A 17,638-nucleotide genomic window follows, 5' to 3' on the forward strand; every position below is an offset into this window, starting at 1 on the left:
GATCCGGCCACAGACGCGCTTTCCTCGATACGTCCGTAGTTCCCGAACCTCACTCCAGGAGTTCGCGATGGCCGATCTGGCCTTCGTCTTCGTCACGATCGCGGGTTTCGCGTTGGTGGCTCTCGTCGCCAAGGGGGTGACGAAGCTGTGACCCTCGAGAACATCGTCGGCCTGGTCGTGGCCGTCGCCCTGCTGGGCTATCTCGTCCTCGCCCTGATCTTCCCGGAGAGGTTCTGAGAGCAGACATGGGTCCCGTACTCGCCGGCGTGCTCCAGCTGCTGGCCCTCATAGCGGCGCTCGCGCTCGCCTACGTCCCCCTCGGCAACTACATGGCCAAGGTCTACTCCTCCGGCAAGCACTGGCGGGTCGAGAAGTGGATCTACAAGGGCATCGGTGCCAACCCCGACACCGAGATGCGCTGGCCCGCCTATCTGCGCGGTGTCCTCGCCTTCTCCGTCGCCGGTGTGCTGTTCCTGTACCTGCTGCAGCGGCTCCAGGGCGTGCTGCCCGGCTCGCTGGGCTTCTCCGCGATCGACGCGGACCAGGCGTTCAACACGGCCGTGTCGTTCGTGACCAACACCAACTGGCAGTCGTACTACGGCGAACAGGCCATGGGCCACGTCGTGCAGACCGCCGGTCTGGCCGTGCAGAACTTCGTCTCGGCGGCCGTCGGCATCGCGGTGGCCGTGGCACTGGTGCGCGGCTTCGCCCGATCCCGCACCGGTGAGCTGGGCAACTTCTGGGCCGACCTGGTGCGTGGTGTCGTACGCATCCTGGTCCCGCTCGCCGCGGTCGCCGCGGTCGTACTGGTCGCCTGTGGTGTGATCCAGAACTTCTCCGGGATCCACGAGGTCGGCCAGTTCATGGGGGGCCAGCAGCAGTGGAACGGCGGCGCGGTGGCCTCGCAGGAGGCCATCAAGGAGCTGGGCACCAACGGTGGCGGCTACTTCAACGCCAACTCCGCCCACCCCTTCGAGAACCCGACGCCCTTCTCGAACCTGTTCGAGATCTTCCTGATCCTGGTGATCCCGTTCGCGCTGACCCGCACGTTCGGTGTCATGGTCGGCTCGGTGAAGCAGGGCTACGCGATCCTCGCCACGATGGGCACCATCTGGCTGGGCTTCGTCGCCCTGATGATGTGGACCGAGTTCGCCCACCACGGCCCGGCGCTCCAGGCCGCGGGCGGGGCGTACGAGGGCAAGGAGGTCCGCTTCGGCGTCGGAGCGTCCTCGATCTTCGCGGTGTCGACCACGCTCACCTCGACCGGTGCGGTGGACTCCTTCCACTCGTCCTTCACCGGGCTGGGAGGCGGTATCACCATGCTGGGCATGATGCTGGGCGAGATCGCGCCCGGCGGTGTGGGCTCAGGCCTCTACGGCATGCTGATCATGGCGGTCATCGCGGTGTTCATCGCCGGCCTGATGGTCGGCCGGACACCCGAGTACCTGGGCAAGAAGATCGGCACCCGCGAGATCAAGCTGGCCGCCTGCTACATCCTGGTCACCCCAGCCCTCGTCCTGGTGTTCACGGCGGCGGCGATGGCCCTGCCGACCCCCGCGAACTCGATGACCAACACCGGCGCGCACGGATTCTCCGAGATCCTCTACGCCTACACGTCCGCCTCCAACAACAACGGCTCGGCGTTCGCCGGTCTGAACGCGGACACACAGTGGTTCAACAGCACGCTGGGCATCGCGATGCTGCTCGGCCGGTTCGTGCCGATGGTGTTCGTGCTGGCGCTGGCCGGTTCGCTCGCCGAGCAGAAGCCGGTGCCGGTCACGGCGGGCACGCTGCGCACCGAAAAGCCCCTGTTCACCGGGCTGCTGGTGGGAGCGATCCTCATCATCACCGGTCTGACGTACTTCCCGGCCCTCGCACTGGGCCCGCTCGCCGAAGGGCTGGCGTCATGACCACCGACGTAAAGAAGCAGGACCCCATGTCCACTCCCACTCTCGCGCCCCACCAGGACGCACCCACCGGGCACAAGCCCTCCGAGGGCCGCGTCGGGGCCGGCCTCTTCGACCCGAAGCAACTGGTCAAGTCGCTGCCGGACGCCTTCCGCAAGCTGGACCCGCGGGTGATGATCAAGTCGCCCGTGATGTTCGTGGTCCTCGTCGGGTCGGTGCTGACCACCCTCTTCTCCCTGAAGGACCCGGGCGACTGGTTCGGATGGACGATCAGCGTCTGGCTGTGGCTGACCGTGATCTTCGCCAACCTGGCGGAGGCCGTCGCCGAGGGCCGGGGCAAGGCGCAGGCCGACACCCTGCGCAAGGCCAAGACCGACACGGTGGCCCGCCGACTGGTGGGTGACCGCGAGGAGCAGGTGCCCGGCACCGAACTCAAGGTCGGCGACCTGGTCGTCTGCGAGGCCGGGGACGTCATCCCCGGCGACGGTGACGTCGTCGAAGGCGTGGCCTCGGTCGACGAGTCGGCGATCACCGGCGAGTCGGCCCCGGTCATCCGCGAGTCCGGCGGAGACCGCTCGGCGGTCACCGGCGGTACGAAGGTCCTCTCCGACCGGATCGTCATCCGCATCACCACCAAGCCGGGCGAGACCTTCATCGACCGGATGATCAACCTGGTCGAGGGTGCCGCCCGGCAGAAGACGCCCAACGAGATCGCGCTGAACATCCTGCTGGCCTCGCTGACGATCGTCTTCCTGCTCGCGGTGGCCACGCTGCCGCCGTTCGCCGACTACGCGGGCACGCACCTGACGATGGTCGTGCTGGTGGCGCTGCTGGTCTGCCTGATCCCGACCACGATCGGAGCCCTGCTCTCCGCGATCGGCATCGCGGGCATGGACCGGCTGGTGCAGCGCAACGTCCTGGCGATGTCCGGCCGCGCGGTCGAGGCCGCCGGTGACGTCTCCACGCTGCTGCTCGACAAGACCGGCACCATCACCCTCGGCAACCGGCAGGCCGCCGAGTTCGTACCGGTGGCGGGCGTCGGCGAGGCCGAACTCGCTGACGCGGCACAGCTGTCGTCGCTGGCGGACGAGACACCCGAGGGCCGCTCCATCGTCGTCCTCGCGAAGGAGAAGTACGGCCTGCGCGAGCGCCACCAGGGCGAGCTGGTCGGAGCCGAGTGGATCGCCTTCACCGCGCAGACCCGGATGTCCGGCGTGGACGTCGACGGCCGCAAGATCCGCAAGGGCGCCTCCGGTTCGGTCATCGCCTGGGTCCAGGAACAGGGCGGCACGGTCGCGGACGATGCCGACACGATCTCCAACCGGATCTCCGAGGCCGGCGGCACCCCGCTACTCGTGGCCGTGGAGGACGACCGCGGCGCCCGGATCCTCGGCGTGATCCACCTCAAGGACGTAGTCAAGGACGGCATGCGGGAGCGGTTCGAGGAGCTGCGCCGCATGGGCATCAAGACCGTCATGATCACGGGCGACAACCCGCTCACCGCGAAGGCGATCGCCGAGGAGGCGGGCGTCGACGACTTTCTCGCCGAGGCCACGCCCGAGGACAAGATGGCCCTCATCAAGCGCGAGCAGGCCGGCGGCAAGCTGGTCGCCATGACCGGCGACGGCACCAACGACGCCCCGGCCCTCGCGCAGGCGGACGTCGGCGTGGCGATGAACACGGGCACGTCGGCCGCCAAGGAGGCCGGCAACATGGTCGACCTCGACTCCAACCCGACCAAGCTCATCGAGATCGTCGAGATCGGCAAGCAACTCCTCATCACCCGGGGCGCGTTGACGACGTTCTCCATCGCCAACGACGTCGCCAAGTACTTCGCGATCATCCCGGCGCTGTTCGCGGCGGTCTACCCGGGCCTGGACAAGCTCAACATCATGGGCCTGTCCTCACCGGACTCCGCGATCCTCTCGGCCGTCATCTTCAACGCCCTGATCATCATCGCGCTGGTGCCGCTCTCCCTGAAGGGCGTGCAGTACCGGCCCGTCAGCGCGGATAAGCTGCTGCGCCGCAACCTCACCGTCTACGGAATCGGCGGGCTGATCGCGCCGTTCATCGGCATCAAACTCATCGACCTGCTCATCTCCCTCATCCCCGGGATCGGCTGAAGGCCATGAACAACTCGGTTACGAACACTGCCCGGTTGCTCGGGGCGGGCCTGCGCGCGCTCCTCGTACTGACCCTGGTGACCGGCGTCATCTACCCGTTGGCCGTCACGGGCATCGCGCAGGGCCTGTTCAACGACAAGGCGAACGGCTCGGAGATCAAGGACGACACGGGCAGGGTCGTCGGCTCGTCCCTGATCGGTCAACAGAGCTACAGCCAGGACTACTTCCAGCCGCGCCCTGCCAACGGTCTGGGGGAGAACTCGGTCAACACCCAGTACAAGCTGATCCTTTCCGGCGCCACCAACCGCTCCGCCGACAACCCCGAGCTGATCAAGTGGGTGAAGGAGGCCAAGGCCAAGGTCGTCAAGGAGAACTCCACCGCGGACTACAAGGTCGATCCGGCCCAGGTCCCCGCTGACGCCGTCACCTCCTCCGCCTCCGGACTCGACCCGGACATCTCCCCGCAGTACGCGGACCTTCAGGTGCACCGCGTCGCCGAGAAGAACGGCCTGACCGTCGCCCAGGTGCGGAAGCTGGTCGACGAGCACACCGAGGGCCGCACCCTCGGCTTCATGGGGGAGCCCCAGGTGAACGTCCTGGAGCTCAACATCGCCCTCAAGGGCCTCCTGGCCAAGAGCTGATGGCGTTACCCACTCCACAGGGAAGCCGGCGGTCCGGGAGACCGCCCGGTCCGCCGGCTCCCGGCCGTACGACACGAAAGGCATCACCCATGACACGGGTGCTGGTGGTGGAGGACGATCCGCAGCTCGTACGGGCGCTCATCATCAATCTCCAGGCTCGCCAGTACGGCGTCGACGCGGCCCCGGACGGTGCCACCGCCCTGCGACTCGCGGCCGCAGGCCAGCCCGATGTGGTCCTGCTCGACCTCGGGCTGCCCGACATGGACGGCGTCGACGTCATCAAGGCCCTGCGCGGCTGGACCCGGGTGCCGATCCTCGTGCTCTCCGCTCGGCAGGCGTCCGAGGAGAAGGTGGCCGCGCTCGACGTCGGCGCCGACGACTACATCACCAAGCCGTTCAGCATGAACGAACTGCTCGCCAGGCTGCGGGCCGCCGTCCGCCGCACGGAGGAGATCGCACTCGTGCCAGGGGCGACGCTCGTCGAGACAGCCGAGTTCACCATCGACCTGCTGGCCAAGAAGGTGCACCGGGACGGCCACGACGTACGCCTCACCCCCACCGAGTGGCATCTGCTGGAGATCCTGGTCACCAGCCCAGGGCGGCTGATCACGCACAAGCAGCTGCTCCAGGAGGTCTGGGGCGCATCCCAGAGCAGCAAGACCAACTACCTGCGGGTCTACATGGCCCAACTGCGGCGCAAGCTGGAAACGGATCCCGCCCACCCCCGATATCTCATCACCGAGCCCGGCATGGGCTACCGCTTCGAAGGGTGAACATGGCACGCGGCAAGCTGCGGATCTACCTCGGCGCGGCCCCCGGCGTCGGCAAGACCTACGCCATGCTCTCCGAGGCGCACCGTCGCGTGGAACGGGGCACGGACTGCGTGGTCGCCTGTGTCGAGCACCACCACCGGCCGCGTACCGAGGTGATGCTGCACGGTCTGGAGCAGCTCGAGCGCAGGGAACTGGAGTACCGGGGCACGGCCTTCACGGAGATGGATGTGGACGCGGTCCTCACCCGCCGCCCCGAGGTGGCGCTGGTGGACGAACTCGCCCACACCAACGTCCCCGGCTCCCGCAACGACAAGCGCTGGCAGGACGTGGAGGAACTGCTCGCCGCCGGGATCAACGTCATCTCCACCGTGAACATCCAGCACCTGGAGTCGCTCGGCGACGTCGTCGAGTCCATCACGGGCGTACGGCAGCGGGAGACCGTACCGGACGAGGTCGTACGGCGCGCCGACCAGATCGAACTGGTCGACATGTCCCCGGAGGCGCTGCGCCGCCGCATGGCACACGGCAACATCTACAAGCCCGACAAGGTGAACGCGGCCCTGTCGAACTACTTCCGGCCCGGCAATCTGACGGCCCTGCGCGAGCTGGCGCTGCTGTGGGTGGCCGACCGGGTCGACGCGTATCTGACCGAGTACCGCAGCGAGCACCAGGTGTCGACGATCTGGGGTTCACGCGAGCGGATCGTGGTGGGGCTGACCGGGGGCCCGGAAGGCCGGACACTGATCCGCCGCGCCGCGCGGCTCGCTGAGAAGGGCGCCGGCGGTGAGGTGCACGCCGTGTACATCTCCCGCAGTGACGGCCTGACCGCGGCCTCCCCGAAGGAACTCGCCGTCCAGCGCACCCTCGTCGAGGACCTCGGGGGAAGCTTCCACCAGGTCGTCGGCGACGACATACCGGACGCGTTGCTGGACTTCTCCCGAGGGGTCAACGCCACCCAGATCGTCCTGGGTGTCTCCCGCCGCAGGAGCTGGCAGTACGTCTTCGGCCCGGGTGTGGGGGCGACGGTCGCCCGTGACTCCGGGCCCGATCTCGACGTCCACCTCATCACCCACGACGAAGCGGGCAAGGGACGCGGGCTCCCCGTCAACCGGCGCGCCCGACTCGGCCGGTCCCGCCTCATCGCGGGCTGGCTGGCCGGCCTGGGCGGCCCCGTGCTGCTGGCCTGGCTGCTGAGCGGCGTCTTCCCGGACGTCGGGCTCGCCAACGACATGCTGCTGTTCCTGACGGTGACGGTGGCGGCGGCCCTGCTGGGCGGGCTCCTCCCGGCGCTGGCCTCGGCGGTGGCCGGCTCCCTGCTCCTGAACTGGTACTTCACCCCGCCGGTCCACACCCTCACCATCGCCGACCCGAAGAACATCGTCGCCATCGCGATCTTCGTCGGCGTCGCGGTGTCCGTCGCCTCCGTCGTCGACCTCGCCGCCCGCCGCACCCACCAGGCCGCCCGCCTGAGGGCGGAGGCGGAGATCCTCTCCTTCCTGGCCGGCAACGTGCTGCGCGGCGAGACCAGCCTCGAAGCACTGCTGGAGCGGGTCCGGGAGACCTTCAGCATGGAATCGGCGGCCCTGCTGGAACGCGAGAGCGATGTGACGCCCTGGACCTGCGCCGGCAGCGTGGGCCCTCACCCCTGCGCCACCCCTGAGGCGGCGGACGTCGACGTGCCGGTCGGCGACCACATGGCACTGGCGCTCACCGGACGGGTGCCGCCCGCCGAGGACCGCCGGGTCCTCGCCGCCTTCGCCGCCCAGGCCGCCGTGGTCCTGGACCGTCAGCGACTCCAGCACGAGGCCGCTCACGCCAAGGAACTCGCTGAGGCCAATCGCATCCGTACCGCCCTGCTCGCCGCCGTCAGCCACGACCTGCGCACTCCCCTCGCCGGTATCAAGGCGTCGGTCACCTCCCTGCGTTCGGACGACGTCGAATGGTCCGAGGAGGACCATGCCGAGCTGCTCGCTGCCATCGAGGAGGGCGCCGACCGTCTCGACCTCCTCGTGGGCAACCTCCTCGACATGTCCCGCCTCCAGACCGGCACCGTCACACCGATGATCCGCGAGACCGACGTGGACGAGGTGATCCCGATGGCGGTCGGTGGCGTCCCCGAAGGCAGCGTCGAGCTGAACATCCCGGAGACGCTGCCGATGGTCGCCGTCGACCGGGGCCTCATGGAGCGGTCCGTCGCCAACATCGTGGAGAACGCGGTGAAGTACAGCCCGGTGGACACTCCGGTCCTGGTCTCGGCGAGCGCCATCGCGAACCGCGTGGAGGTACGGGTCGTCGACCGCGGCCCCGGCGTTCCCGACGAGGCCAAGGACAGCATTTTCGAACCCTTCCAGCGCTACGGCGACGCCCCGCGCGGTGCGGGTGTGGGGCTGGGTCTGGCGGTCGCTCGCGGCTTCGCCGAGGCCATCGGCGGGACCCTGCACGCCGAGGACACCCCGGGCGGCGGCCTGACGATGGTGCTGAGCCTGCCCAGGGCGGCGGACTCTCGCCCGCTGCCGGAACCCGATGCGCCGATGACGCCTGCTTCCTGAGTTCATGGGCCGGGCCGTCGGGCCATCACTGGTGGTCCGCTGCCCGGCCCCCGAAGAGGCCGGCCGGTATGGGGCTCGCGGGCGTACTCAGACGTGCGTCTCGGGGGAAAAGCCCGTCCAGCGCAGTTCGGCCGGCAGATGGCGCATGTCGTTGGAGAGGAGGACGGAAGCCGCTCGGCCGGGCGCGTACCGGATGACGGTAAGTGCCGCGTTGCAGTAGTTGAGACCGAGCCAACGCCACTTCGGCGCATGCATGGCATCCCGGACGAGCCAGGCGACCAGGAAGTTATGGGTGACGACGAGTTCGTGACGGTCCTCGTCGCCATCCACCGGCCCGGTGAACAGCTCCAGCGCCTGACGGGCCAACTCCGGTCCCCGCACCCGCTCCTCGTCGGTGACACCAGCGAGAAAGCGGAGAAAGAAGTCCGCAGACTCCGCCGGAAGCTCCTCCTTGCCCGGCATGTGGGGCACGTAGTCACCGGCAACGTCCGAGACATGCAGCGGAACGTTGTCCAGCTGGTCGCCGATGAGGCGGGCGGTCTGCTCCGCCCGGGGCAGCGGGCCGTGGTGTACGGCCGCGAAGGGGATGTCCCGCAGGCGCTCACCGAGCAGCGTGGCCTGCCGACGGCCGCCCTCTGCCAGCCCGCTCTCGTCCGGCAACGCCTGGCCGTGCCGAACGAGATAGAGGTAACGGGTGGCCGTGCCAGACATCTCGAACTCCTCCGCGCCCACTGACGATCTTGTGCACCAGTGGACGCTGCTTCCTCCAGATCCGGTTCCCTCCACCCGTCCAAGAGACAAGCCCTGGTCCTGGCGGACGACCTGAGCCACGACCTCGTCGAGGCGTCCGACGGCCTGTCGGACCAGGTCCTCAGTCCTGGTCGTAGGTGTGGAACCCCCGCCCGGCCTTCCGGCCCAGCAGTCCCGCCTCCACCATCCGCTGGAGCAGCGGGGGCGGCGCGTACAGGGGTTCACGGAACTCGGCGTAGAGCGACTCCGCGATCGAGGCGACGGTGTCCAGGCCGATCAGATCCGCGAGTCTGAGCGGGCCCATGGGGTGGGCGCAGCCGAGTTCCATCCCCGTGTCGATGTCGGCGGCGGTGGCGAAGCCGGATTCCGCCATGCGGATGGCGGAGAGGAGGTAGGGGACGAGCAGGGCGTTGACGACGAAGCCCGACCGGTCCTGGGAGCGGATGACGGTCTTGCCGAGCGTACCGGCCGCGAAGTCCTCCACCAGGGCTGACGTCTCGGCCGAGGTGTGGAGCGAGGTCACCACCTCGACCAGCGGCAGCACCGGCACGGGGTTGAAGAAGTGCAGGCCGATCACCCGGTCTGCGCGGGCGGTCGCCATGCCGAGGCGCATGACCGGCAGGGAGGAGGTGTTCGTCGCGAGGACCGCTGCCGGATCTTCGACGATCTTGTCGAGGGCGGCGAAGACCTCGGTCTTGGTGTCCGGCTTCTCGATGACGGCCTCGACGACCAGCTGCCGGTCGGACAGATCCGCCAGATCGCCCGTGAAGGACAAGCGGGCCAGGGCGTCCTGCGCGGCGGGCTCCGCCAGCTTGCCGCGCCGCACCGCTCGGTCGAGCGACGCCGCGACCCGGTCCCGGGCGGCGCGGGCGGCGACCGCGTCCACCTCGCAGACCACGGTGTCCAGCCCGGCCCTCGCGCATACCTCGGCGATCCCCGTCCCCATCTGCCCGCCGCCGACCACGCCGACGCGGCTGATGTCCGCGCTCACGCCCGCACCTCCGGCCGGCGCACCAGATGGCGGGTGTAGGCGTCGGCCGTGAAGAACTGCGGCAACTCGCTGGTCATCGCCGTCCGTTCGAAGAGAGCGCGGATGTCCTCGACGGGCGCCCACGGGTACTCGGCGCCGAGCGCCGCGATCTCGCCGTCGAGCAGCTCCGTGACCGTCTCGCGGTCGATCACCCGGTGCCGCAGCCACTGCCAGATCTGCACGCGGGCGATCTCGGCGGTCGCCGCGTCCTCCATCAGCCCGTCGAGCGCGACCGCGCCCTGACCGCGCAGCCAGGCGGCGAAGTACCGCAGCGTGACGGAGATGCTGGTGCGCACCCCATCGGGGGTGGGTGGGCCGCTGATCCGGCGGACGGACAGCAGGTCGGCCGGGGTGACCTCGACGTCGTCGCGGGTACGGTCGAGCTGGTGGGGCCGCTCACCGAGGACACCGCCGAACACCTCGTGGCAGACGGGGACGAGCGCCGGATGGGCCACCCAGGAGCCGTCGAAACCGTCCTCCGCCTCCCGCTCCTTGTCCAGCCGGACCTTGGCGAACACGGCCTCGTTCGCGGCCGGGTCCTGGCCGGGGACCTGTGCGGCCATCCCGCCGATGGCGTGGGCGCCACGCCGGTGACAGGTGTGCACCAGGAGTTCGGTGTAGGCCCGCATGAAGGGCGCGGTCATCGTCACCTTGGCGCGGTCGGGCAGGAGGAAGTCGGTGCGGTGCCCGAAGGTCTTGATCAGGCTGAACAGGTAGTCCCAGCGGCCGGCGTTCAACCCCGCGCTGTGCTCACGCAGTTCGTAGAGGATCTCCTCCATCTCGAACGCGGCGGTGATCGTCTCGATGAGGACGGTGGCGCGGACCGTGCCGCGGGGGATGCCGAGCAGCTCCTGGGCGAGGAGGAAGACGTCGTTCCACAGCCGGGCCTCGTAGCGGTTCTCCAGCTTGGGGAGGTAGAAGTACGGGCCGTACCCGGCGTCGATCTGCCGCTGGGCGCAGTGGAAGAAGTACAGCCCGAAGTCGACGAGCGCGGCGGGCACCGGGCGGCCGTCGTACTCCAGGTGCTCCTCGTCCAGGTGCCAGCCGCGCGGCCGGACCATGATGGTGGCGACGTGCTCCTGGAGCCGGTACTCCTTGCCCTCGGGCGAGGTGAAGTCGATACGGCGCTCGATGGCGTCGAGCAGGGTGAGCTGCCCGTCGACGACGTTGTCCCACAGGGGCGCCGTGGCGTCCTCGAAGTCCGCCATCCACACCCTGGCACCCGAGTTGAGCGCGTTGACGGCCATCCGGCGGTCCGGTGGCCCGGTGATCTCCACCCGCCGGTCGGCCAGACCGGGCGCGACCGGTGCCACACGCCAGTCGGCGTCGTCCCGGACAGCCGCGGTGACCATCGGGAAGCCGAGAGGCGAGCCCGACGCCAGCCGCAGTGCCTGCCGGCGGCGTTCCTTCATCAGATCCCGCCGACGCGACGCGAATGCCTCGACGAGCCGGCCGACGAAGTCCAGAGCGGCGGGGGTGAGTATCTCGTCGTGCCGGTGACCGGGCGCGGCGAGGACACGGACCTGCTGGGTGAGTGCGGTGATGGTCATCGGGCTCTCCTGAGGGGTGGGAGCGGAGGGGGACGGAGACGGTTCGTCCCCCTCCGCGGGCCGGGGCCGGCCGGACCGCGGGCGTCCGGCTCAGCGGCCTAGTGGAACTGCTCCTCCTCCGTGGACCCGGCCAGCGCCGTGGTGGAGGAGGTGGGGTTGACGGCGGTGGAGACCAGGTCGAAGTAGCCGGTGCCGACCTCGCGCTGGTGCTTGACGGCGGTGAAGCCCTGCGCCTGCGCGGCGAACTCCCGCTCCTGGAGGTCGACGTAGGCGGTCATGCCGTGCTCGGCGTAGCCGCGGGCGAGGTCGAACATGCCGTGGTTGAGGGAGTGGAAGCCGGCGAGGGTGATGAACTGGAACTTGTAGCCCATGGCGCCCAGTTCGCGCTGGAACTTGGCGATCTGGTCGTCGTCCAGCGCGGCCTTCCAGTTGAAGGAGGGCGAGCAGTTGTACGCCAGCATCTGGTCGGGGTACTGAGCGTGGATGGCCTCGGCGAACTCGCGGGCCTGGGCGAGGTCCGGGGTGCCGGTCTCCACCCAGATGAGGTCGGCGTACGGGGCGTACGCGAGCCCGCGCGCGATGACCGGCGCCATGCCGTTGCGGACCCGGTAGAAGCCCTCGGCGGTCCGCTCGCCGGTGACGAACTCGGCGTCGCGCTCGTCGACATCGGTGGTGAGCAGGTTGGCAGCGAGGGCGTCGGTGCGGGCGATGATCACCGTGGGCGTATCGGCGAGGTCGGCGGCGAGCCGGGCCGCGTTCAGGGTGCGGATGTGCTGGGAGGTCGGGACGAGGACCTTGCCGCCGAGGTGACCGCACTTCTTCTCCGAGGCGAGCTGGTCCTCGTAGTGGATGCCGGCCGCGCCCGCCGCGATCATCGCCTTGGTCAGCTCGAAGGCGTTCAGCGGACCGCCGAATCCGGCCTCCGCGTCGGCGACGATCGGAGCCAGCCAGTCCGTGGTGTCGCCGGCGTTCTCGGCCGTGGCGATCTGGTCGGCGCGCAGCAGCGCGTTGTTGATCCGACGCACCACCTGGGGCACGGAGTTGGCCGGGTACAGGCTCTGGTCGGGGTAGGTGTGCCCGGCCTGGTTGGCGTCGGCGGCGACCTGCCAGCCCGAGAGGTAGATGGCCTGGAGGCCGGCCTTGACCTGCTGCACCGCCTGCCCGCCGGTCAGCGCCCCGAGCGCGTGGATGTAGTCCTGCTCGTGCAGCTGCCGCCACAGGCGCTCGGCGCCGCGCCGGGCCAGGGTGTGCTCCTCGCGGACACTGCCGGAGAGCTGTACGACGTCCTCGGCGGTGTAGGTCCGCTCGATGCCCTGCCAGCGCGGGTCGGTGGCCCAGCGCTGTGCGAGTTCCTCGGCCGCCTGCGTCCTCGCTTCTGCCATGACTGTCTCCGTCTCCTCGGTCTGTACTGGATGCCAATTCCGCCGTCCGGATGAACAGAGGTGGCACTGCGTGTCGTACTGCTGAGATGCGGCCCGCCGTCACCTGGGAGGTGAGCTGAGCAATGTTGCCGGTGCAGGTGGACTGCCGCTGCCGGGGTCTCCGACGTCAGGGCAGAGTTCGTGCCCCGGTTCCGGGCTGTGCCTGCCTGGTCCGGCGGGCCGCATGAAGACTCTGACACTGGCACTGAGTGCCATCAAGCTGGGATGCATGCCAATCTTTGCGAATCTTCTCGCCGTTGTTTGCCAACTTTGCGAAGGGTCGGAGGACGGAATGTTCCTCTACGCTGACCGGGTCGGGGCCGGGTGCGGAGGAGCGGTTCAGTGAGCAAGATGTACGCGGGTGCGCGGCTGCGGCGGCTTCGCGAGGAGCGCCGGATGAGCCAGGCGGACCTCGCCCGCGTGCTCGGCATCTCCCCGAGCTACCTCAACCAGATGGAGCACGACTCCCGCCCTCTCACCGTGCCCGTCCTGCTCCGGCTGACGGAAACGTTCGGAGTGGACCCGGGGTTCTTCTCCGAGCGCGACACCACACGTCTGCTGGCCGACCTGCGTGAGGCACTCGCCGGGGAGATCGCCGAGTCCCGGGTGTCCGCAGCCGACCTCGGTGACCTGGCCACCCGGCTGCCAGGCGTCGCCAAGGTCCTGCTCGATCTGGGCCGCCGCAACCAGGAGCTGTCCGAGCGTCTGGCCGGGGCGGCGGACGGCCGGGACCGCGACCGGGGCACCACCTCCACGCCCCACGAGGAGATCCGCGACTTCTTCTACCGCCGCCAGAACTACCTCCACGACACCGACCTCTCGGCCGAACGCCTTGCGGGCGAGATCGGCGTCAGGCCGGGAGAGGTGATCGGAGCCCTTACCGCGAGACTCGCCGAGGCGCACGGCGTACATCTGGCCGCCGAGCCCGGCGAGCGGCTGCACCGCTACGACGGCAGAAGCCGCACCCTTCACCTGTCCTCGCGGCTACGGCCCGGTCAGCGCGCGTTCCGCATGGCGACCCAACTGGCGCTGCTCGAACACGGCGAGGGGATCGACCGACTGGCCACCGAGGACTTCCCGCCCGGATCGCCCACCTACGCGCTCGCCCGCATCGGAATCGCCAACTACTTCGCGGCCGCGCTGATCCTGCCCTACGCCGCGTTTCACACGGCGGCCGAGGAAGCGCGCTACGACATCGAGCGTCTCACCGACCACTTCGGCCTCGGCTACGAGACCATCTGCCATCGACTGAGCACCCTCCAGCGGCCGAGACTCCGCGGAGTGCCGTTCTCCTTCGTGCGCGTCGACCGCGCCGGCAACCTGTCCAAGCGCCAGTCCGCGACCGGCTTCCACTTCTCCCGGGCGGGCGGCACCTGCCCCCTGTGGAACGTCTACGAGGCGTTCGCCGCCCCCGGACGCATTCACGTCCAGGTCGCCGAAATGCCCGACGGACAGCGCTATCTGTGGACCGCCCGGGCCGTCACCCGGCAGCGCGGCGGCTGGGGCGAACCCGGCAAGACCTACGCCATCGGCCTCGGCTGCGAGATCCGCCACGCCCACCGCCTCGTCTACTCCGACGGCCTCGACCTCACCAACTCCTCCATCGCCACCCCCATCGGCATGGGCTGCCGCGTCTGCGAACGCCTCGAGTGCTCCCAGCGCGCCGCCCCGCCCCTCGGCCGTCCGCTGCTCATCGACCAGAACAGCAGCACCTTCGTGCCCTACCCGGTCGAGGACGACCAGGCCGCCGGCTGACCACGACAGCGGTCTTCGGCCGGCGCGTGTCTGCCTGCAGCGCCTGCTCGCGCGCCGGTCACCACTGACCTGCGGCTTTCGCAACCGGCCCGGTCGGCTTTGAACACCCTCGTGGTGACCGTCCTCACTGCCTGCGCCGTCCGGGCCGGTCATCTGCAACTGCTGTGCGGTCAAGGGGCGCTGAGGCTTCGGACGTCGGTCGGTGGACCGACGCCGGCTCCAAGGGAACGGCTTTGGTGAGCCTGCGCGGTGACGAGATGCCCGGACGCGAGCGCGGACAAGAACGGAGACGGTGTCCTCGACAACACCGAGGCCACCGTCCACTACGGCGACATCAACATCGCGCTCACCGTCTCGGGGGACACCGACGCGGCGACCAGCGGTCTGGCCGTGGACCGCATGCCCGTGGCCGACGAGGAGGGCAAGGTCACCTACAAGCGGACCATCAAGGTCGGCGAGGACGTGGTCGAGAAGATCAAGGACCTGCACATCGTGCAGCACGGCATCGACCGCAACGACAACGACAAGTACGACTTCGAGGGCGCCGGCAAGAGCGAACTCGACCCGAAGCTCCCGCAGGAGGCGACCGCTCCGGCCAACTGCGGCGTCGTCAAGGGCGCGGCGGTCGGGTCGGTTCCCGTGGGCGGGATCGAGACCGGCGGCGAGGCCGGAACGGGCGGGACGGCGTGGGGCACGGCGATCGGTGGTGCGGGCGCGGCCTCGGTCGCGGCGGCGAGTGTGGTCATGATCGCCCGGCGGCGGATGGCGTCCCGCGGCGTGGCCGTGCTGAAGGCCGGGGGTGCGGAGTGAGTCGGATGGTCACCGAGACGCGGCGTGGCTCGGTCGCGCTGGTCGCTGTCGCCACGGCCACGCTGCTGCTCAGCGGGTGCGGGGGACAGGACACGACCGGGGCGCAGACCCCACCGGGGCCGGTGACCCAGGCCCCGGGCGCGGCCGGGCAGGCCGCCGCGGCCCTGGAGCGTTCGGTGCCGCAGCGGGTCATCATTCCGTCCCTCGGTGTGTCGAGCGGGCTGGAGACGCTGCGGCAGGACGCGAAGGGGGCGATGACGACCCCGAAGGACCCGGACCTGGCGGGTTGGTACGAGCCAGGTCCCACTCCTGGTTCGGAGGGGCCCGCAGTGATCGCCGGGCATGTCACCTGGAACGGCGCGGACGCGGTCTTCAAGGGGCTGAAGACCATGAAGGCCGGTGACACCGTGCAGGTCGCCCGGCAGGACGGAAGACGGCGACGTTCACGGTGGATCGTGTGGAGGAGTATCCGAAGAAGGAGTTCCCCACGCTGGAGGTGTACAAGAACGTCGACCACGCGGGGCTGCGACTGGTCACCTGCGGCGGCGACTTCGACGCGGCTCGGCACTACTACCCCAACAATGTCGTGGTGTTCGCGAGCACGACCGGGGTCGCGTAAGCGGCCATCAGTGGACGCGGATCCGGGCCGCCACCCACGGGACGCTCCGGCCGGTGGCCGCCGCCGGCTCCCGCAGGGTGGCGCCCTCCGCGGTCCGCCCGCCCAGCCTTGCGGTGATGTCCTCGGCGCCTACGCTCTCGGCGGCGGCCCGGTCGTTGAGCTGGGTGCGCGAGCGCTTACCGAAGGCGGAGTTCTGTCCGGCCGGCCGGACGGTTACGCCGTACTCGCCGAGCAGACGGCGCACCCTGCCCTTGGCGAGAGCGAGGACGCGCGCCGTGTCCTCGATGCCGTGCTGCCGGTCGACGTACACGGTCCGCAGGGCCTGTTCGAGATCGGTGAAATCCCCCGGCGCGCAGCGCGGCCGCCGTACGGGCGTCGGCGGCCCGGGCCTGGGTGCGGCGCCCGGCGTCCAGGGTGTCCCGGCGTATCCGCCGTAGCTCTTCCGGTTCCGCCCGTTCGTAGGCCGTCGTGGTCGTGGCCCAGCCTCTTCGGTTCAGTTCGCCCGAGCGGGCCATGGCCCGGCCCGCCGCGAAGTACGCCTGGGACTCCTTCGAGGACCGGTAGGTGGAGAGGCGCCTGCGGGACTGCTCCTCGGAGTGCACCGCCTCATCCGGCGTGGGCCGACTCGACGCGGAACAGCCTCGGGCGGATCTCGGCGGTGCGCAAGACGGACTCCGGGTGCTCACAGAGGGAGGGCGACGAGGGGTCGGGCGGGGTGGCGGGGGCCGAGGAAGACGACGATGCCCTTGCCCTCGGGGGAGGGGTGACTGGCCTGAGCCCAGCCCTGGCCGCGGTAGAAGGACATGGCCCTGGGTGACTGCACGGAGGTCAGCAGCCAGGAGCGGCCCCCTGGGGCGTCGGCGGTCACCGCCCCCAGCAGCCGGGCGGCGAGACCGGTGCCCCGGGCGGCCGGGCGGACGGCGAGTTCGTCGATCTCACGGGCACCGACCAGCCACTCGGTCGTGTGCTCGGTGCCGAGACCGGCGGCGGCCTGGGGGTAGCAGCGGTCGGTGGGGAAGGGCGCGAGGGTGGTCCAGGCGGTGGCGAAACCGACGACGGCGTCCGGGGCCTCGCAGGCCAGCACGGCGGTGAAGCCCGGCCGGTGCACGTTCGCCCGGAGACGGTCCACGAACTCGGTCGCCTTCTCCTCGTCCTCGTTCCAGGGAGGGGCGCAGAACGCGTCGACGTAGACGGAGCGCAGGGCGTCAGCCTGGGACAGCAACTCGGCGCCCCTGAAGACCTGGATGTCCGTCACGCCGCCACCGCCCTGGCCGAGAGCGGATGCAGAGCGGCGTACTCCAGCGGTGCCGACGGGTCGATCGACACCTCCAGTGGGGCGGGTTCGGCCCCGGCCCGCACCAGAAGGTCGCCGACCGCGGCGATCATCGCGCCGTTGTCCGTGCACAGCCGCAACGGCGGCACCCCCAGCTCGATGCCCGCGGACCGGCAGCGCTCCTCCGCCAGCGACCGCACCCGCGAGTTCGCGGCGACCCCGCCGACCACGACCAGCGTGCCCACGCCGTGCTCGGCGCAGGCCGCGACCGCCTTGCGGGTGAGCACCTCCGCGATGGCCTCCTGGAGGGAGGCCGCTCCGTCGGCCACCGGCAGTTCCCGGCCCGCATGCCCCTCGGCCCAGCGGGCGGCGGCCGTCTTCAGCCCCGAGAAGGAGAAGGCGTACCGGTCGTCACGAGGGCCGGTCAGCGGGCGCGG

At 70.1% G+C, this 17,638-nt stretch carries 14 protein-coding genes and 2 pseudogenes; 9 read left to right on the forward strand and 7 right to left on the reverse strand.

Annotation, left to right across the window (positions count from 1 at the left end):
• The first annotated feature begins 147 nt into the window (after positions 1–147).
• The 6 genes from kdpF (at position 148) to ACIBK5_RS32790 (ending at position 7,993) form a co-directional block, all read left to right on the forward strand.
• A complete protein-coding gene (gene kdpF / locus ACIBK5_RS32765) occupies positions 148–237 on the forward strand; it encodes a K(+)-transporting ATPase subunit F (RefSeq protein ID WP_380968522.1) in 90 nt (29 codons plus the stop codon).
• Positions 238–245: 8 nt separating this feature from the next.
• On the forward strand, positions 246–1,910 hold the full coding sequence (kdpA, locus tag ACIBK5_RS32770; RefSeq protein WP_399025267.1) for a potassium-transporting ATPase subunit KdpA: 1,665 nt from the start codon (positions 246–248) through the stop codon (positions 1,908–1,910).
• Positions 1,907–4,030, forward strand: a complete 2,124-nt coding sequence (gene kdpB / locus ACIBK5_RS32775; protein WP_399025268.1) for a potassium-transporting ATPase subunit KdpB — start codon at positions 1,907–1,909, stop codon at positions 4,028–4,030. The genes kdpA and kdpB overlap by 4 nt, the downstream gene beginning before the upstream one ends.
• A 5-nt stretch (positions 4,031–4,035) precedes the next feature.
• The gene (locus ACIBK5_RS32780) at positions 4,036–4,671 is read left to right on the forward strand and encodes a potassium-transporting ATPase subunit C (RefSeq protein WP_399025270.1); all 636 of its coding nucleotides are present in this window, start codon (positions 4,036–4,038) and stop codon (positions 4,669–4,671) included.
• 89 nt (positions 4,672–4,760) lie between these two features.
• Positions 4,761–5,444, forward strand: a complete 684-nt coding sequence (locus ACIBK5_RS32785) for a response regulator (protein WP_399025272.1) — start codon at positions 4,761–4,763, stop codon at positions 5,442–5,444.
• Positions 5,445–5,446: 2 nt separating this feature from the next.
• Positions 5,447–7,993, forward strand: coding sequence for a DUF4118 domain-containing protein (locus ACIBK5_RS32790; RefSeq protein ID WP_399025274.1), 2,547 nt, complete (start codon positions 5,447–5,449; stop codon positions 7,991–7,993).
• An 87-nt stretch (positions 7,994–8,080) separates the two neighbouring features.
• Here the strand turns inward: ACIBK5_RS32790 and ACIBK5_RS32795 are convergent, their stop codons facing one another.
• The 4 genes from ACIBK5_RS32795 to aceA all read right to left on the reverse strand — a co-directional run bounded on the left by ACIBK5_RS32795 (position 8,081) and on the right by aceA (position 12,705).
• Positions 8,081–8,704, reverse strand: coding sequence for a histidine phosphatase family protein (locus tag ACIBK5_RS32795; protein WP_399025276.1), 624 nt, complete (start codon positions 8,702–8,704; stop codon positions 8,081–8,083).
• Between the two features lie 160 nt (positions 8,705–8,864).
• The gene (locus ACIBK5_RS32800) at positions 8,865–9,734 is read right to left on the reverse strand and encodes a 3-hydroxybutyryl-CoA dehydrogenase (RefSeq protein WP_399025278.1); all 870 of its coding nucleotides are present in this window, start codon (positions 9,732–9,734) and stop codon (positions 8,865–8,867) included.
• Positions 9,731–11,323: a malate synthase A gene (gene aceB / locus ACIBK5_RS32805; protein WP_399025280.1), complete on the reverse strand. Its 1,593-nt coding sequence runs from the start codon at positions 11,321–11,323 to the stop codon at positions 9,731–9,733. Before aceB ends, ACIBK5_RS32800 begins: the two co-directional genes overlap by 4 nt.
• Positions 11,324–11,421: 98 nt before the next feature.
• The gene (gene aceA / locus ACIBK5_RS32810) at positions 11,422–12,705 is read right to left on the reverse strand and encodes an isocitrate lyase (RefSeq protein WP_399025282.1); all 1,284 of its coding nucleotides are present in this window, start codon (positions 12,703–12,705) and stop codon (positions 11,422–11,424) included.
• A gap of 381 nt (positions 12,706–13,086) precedes the next feature.
• Here aceA and ACIBK5_RS32815 point away from each other — a divergent pair, with 381 nt between their 5' ends.
• From ACIBK5_RS32815 to ACIBK5_RS32825, 3 genes and pseudogenes are all read left to right on the forward strand, one after another.
• Entirely contained in the window at positions 13,087–14,499 is a 1,413-nt protein-coding gene (locus tag ACIBK5_RS32815) for a short-chain fatty acyl-CoA regulator family protein (RefSeq protein ID WP_399025284.1), read from the forward strand.
• Positions 14,500–14,748: 249 nt separating this feature from the next.
• The gene (locus ACIBK5_RS32820) at positions 14,749–15,309 is read left to right on the forward strand and encodes a hypothetical protein (protein ID WP_399025286.1); all 561 of its coding nucleotides are present in this window, start codon (positions 14,749–14,751) and stop codon (positions 15,307–15,309) included.
• A gap of 254 nt (positions 15,310–15,563) precedes the next feature.
• Positions 15,564–15,928 (forward strand): annotated as a pseudogene (locus ACIBK5_RS32825) (sortase domain-bontaining protein).
• 7 nt (positions 15,929–15,935) lie between these two features.
• Here the strand turns inward: ACIBK5_RS32825 and ACIBK5_RS32830 are convergent.
• The 3 genes and pseudogenes from ACIBK5_RS32830 to ACIBK5_RS32840 all read right to left on the reverse strand — a co-directional run.
• A complete protein-coding gene (locus tag ACIBK5_RS32830) occupies positions 15,936–16,238 on the reverse strand; it encodes a hypothetical protein (protein WP_399025288.1) in 303 nt (100 codons plus the stop codon).
• A 372-nt stretch (positions 16,239–16,610) separates the two neighbouring features.
• A complete protein-coding gene (locus ACIBK5_RS32835) occupies positions 16,611–17,183 on the reverse strand; it encodes a GNAT family N-acetyltransferase (protein ID WP_399025291.1) in 573 nt (190 codons plus the stop codon).
• Positions 17,180–17,638: pseudogene (locus ACIBK5_RS32840) on the reverse strand (tRNA (adenosine(37)-N6)-threonylcarbamoyltransferase complex transferase subunit TsaD); the annotation flags it as partial. The pseudogene ACIBK5_RS32840 and the gene ACIBK5_RS32835, both read right to left, overlap by 4 nt.

Source organism: Streptomyces sp. NPDC050546 (assembly GCF_044457425.1).
Classification (GTDB): Bacteria; Actinomycetota; Actinomycetes; order Streptomycetales; family Streptomycetaceae; genus Streptomyces.

Bases quoted from the DNA above. Each gene is read 5' to 3' on its own strand.
- ACIBK5_RS32780 (WP_399025270.1), top strand. From the start codon at position 4,036: ATGAACAACTCGGTTACGAACACTGCCCGGTTGCTCGGGGCGGGCCTG.
- ACIBK5_RS32785 (WP_399025272.1), top strand. From the start codon at position 4,761: ATGACACGGGTGCTGGTGGTGGAGGACGATCCGCAGCTCGTACGGGCG.
- aceA (WP_399025282.1), bottom strand. From the start codon at position 12,705: ATGGCAGAAGCGAGGACGCAGGCGGCCGAGGAACTCGCACAGCGCTGG.
- kdpB (WP_399025268.1), top strand. From the start codon at position 1,907: ATGACCACCGACGTAAAGAAGCAGGACCCCATGTCCACTCCCACTCTC.
- ACIBK5_RS32795 (WP_399025276.1), bottom strand. From the start codon at position 8,704: ATGTCTGGCACGGCCACCCGTTACCTCTATCTCGTTCGGCACGGCCAG.
- kdpA (WP_399025267.1), top strand. From the start codon at position 246: ATGGGTCCCGTACTCGCCGGCGTGCTCCAGCTGCTGGCCCTCATAGCG.
- ACIBK5_RS32790 (WP_399025274.1), top strand. From the start codon at position 5,447: ATGGCACGCGGCAAGCTGCGGATCTACCTCGGCGCGGCCCCCGGCGTC.
- aceB (WP_399025280.1), bottom strand. From the start codon at position 11,323: ATGACCATCACCGCACTCACCCAGCAGGTCCGTGTCCTCGCCGCGCCC.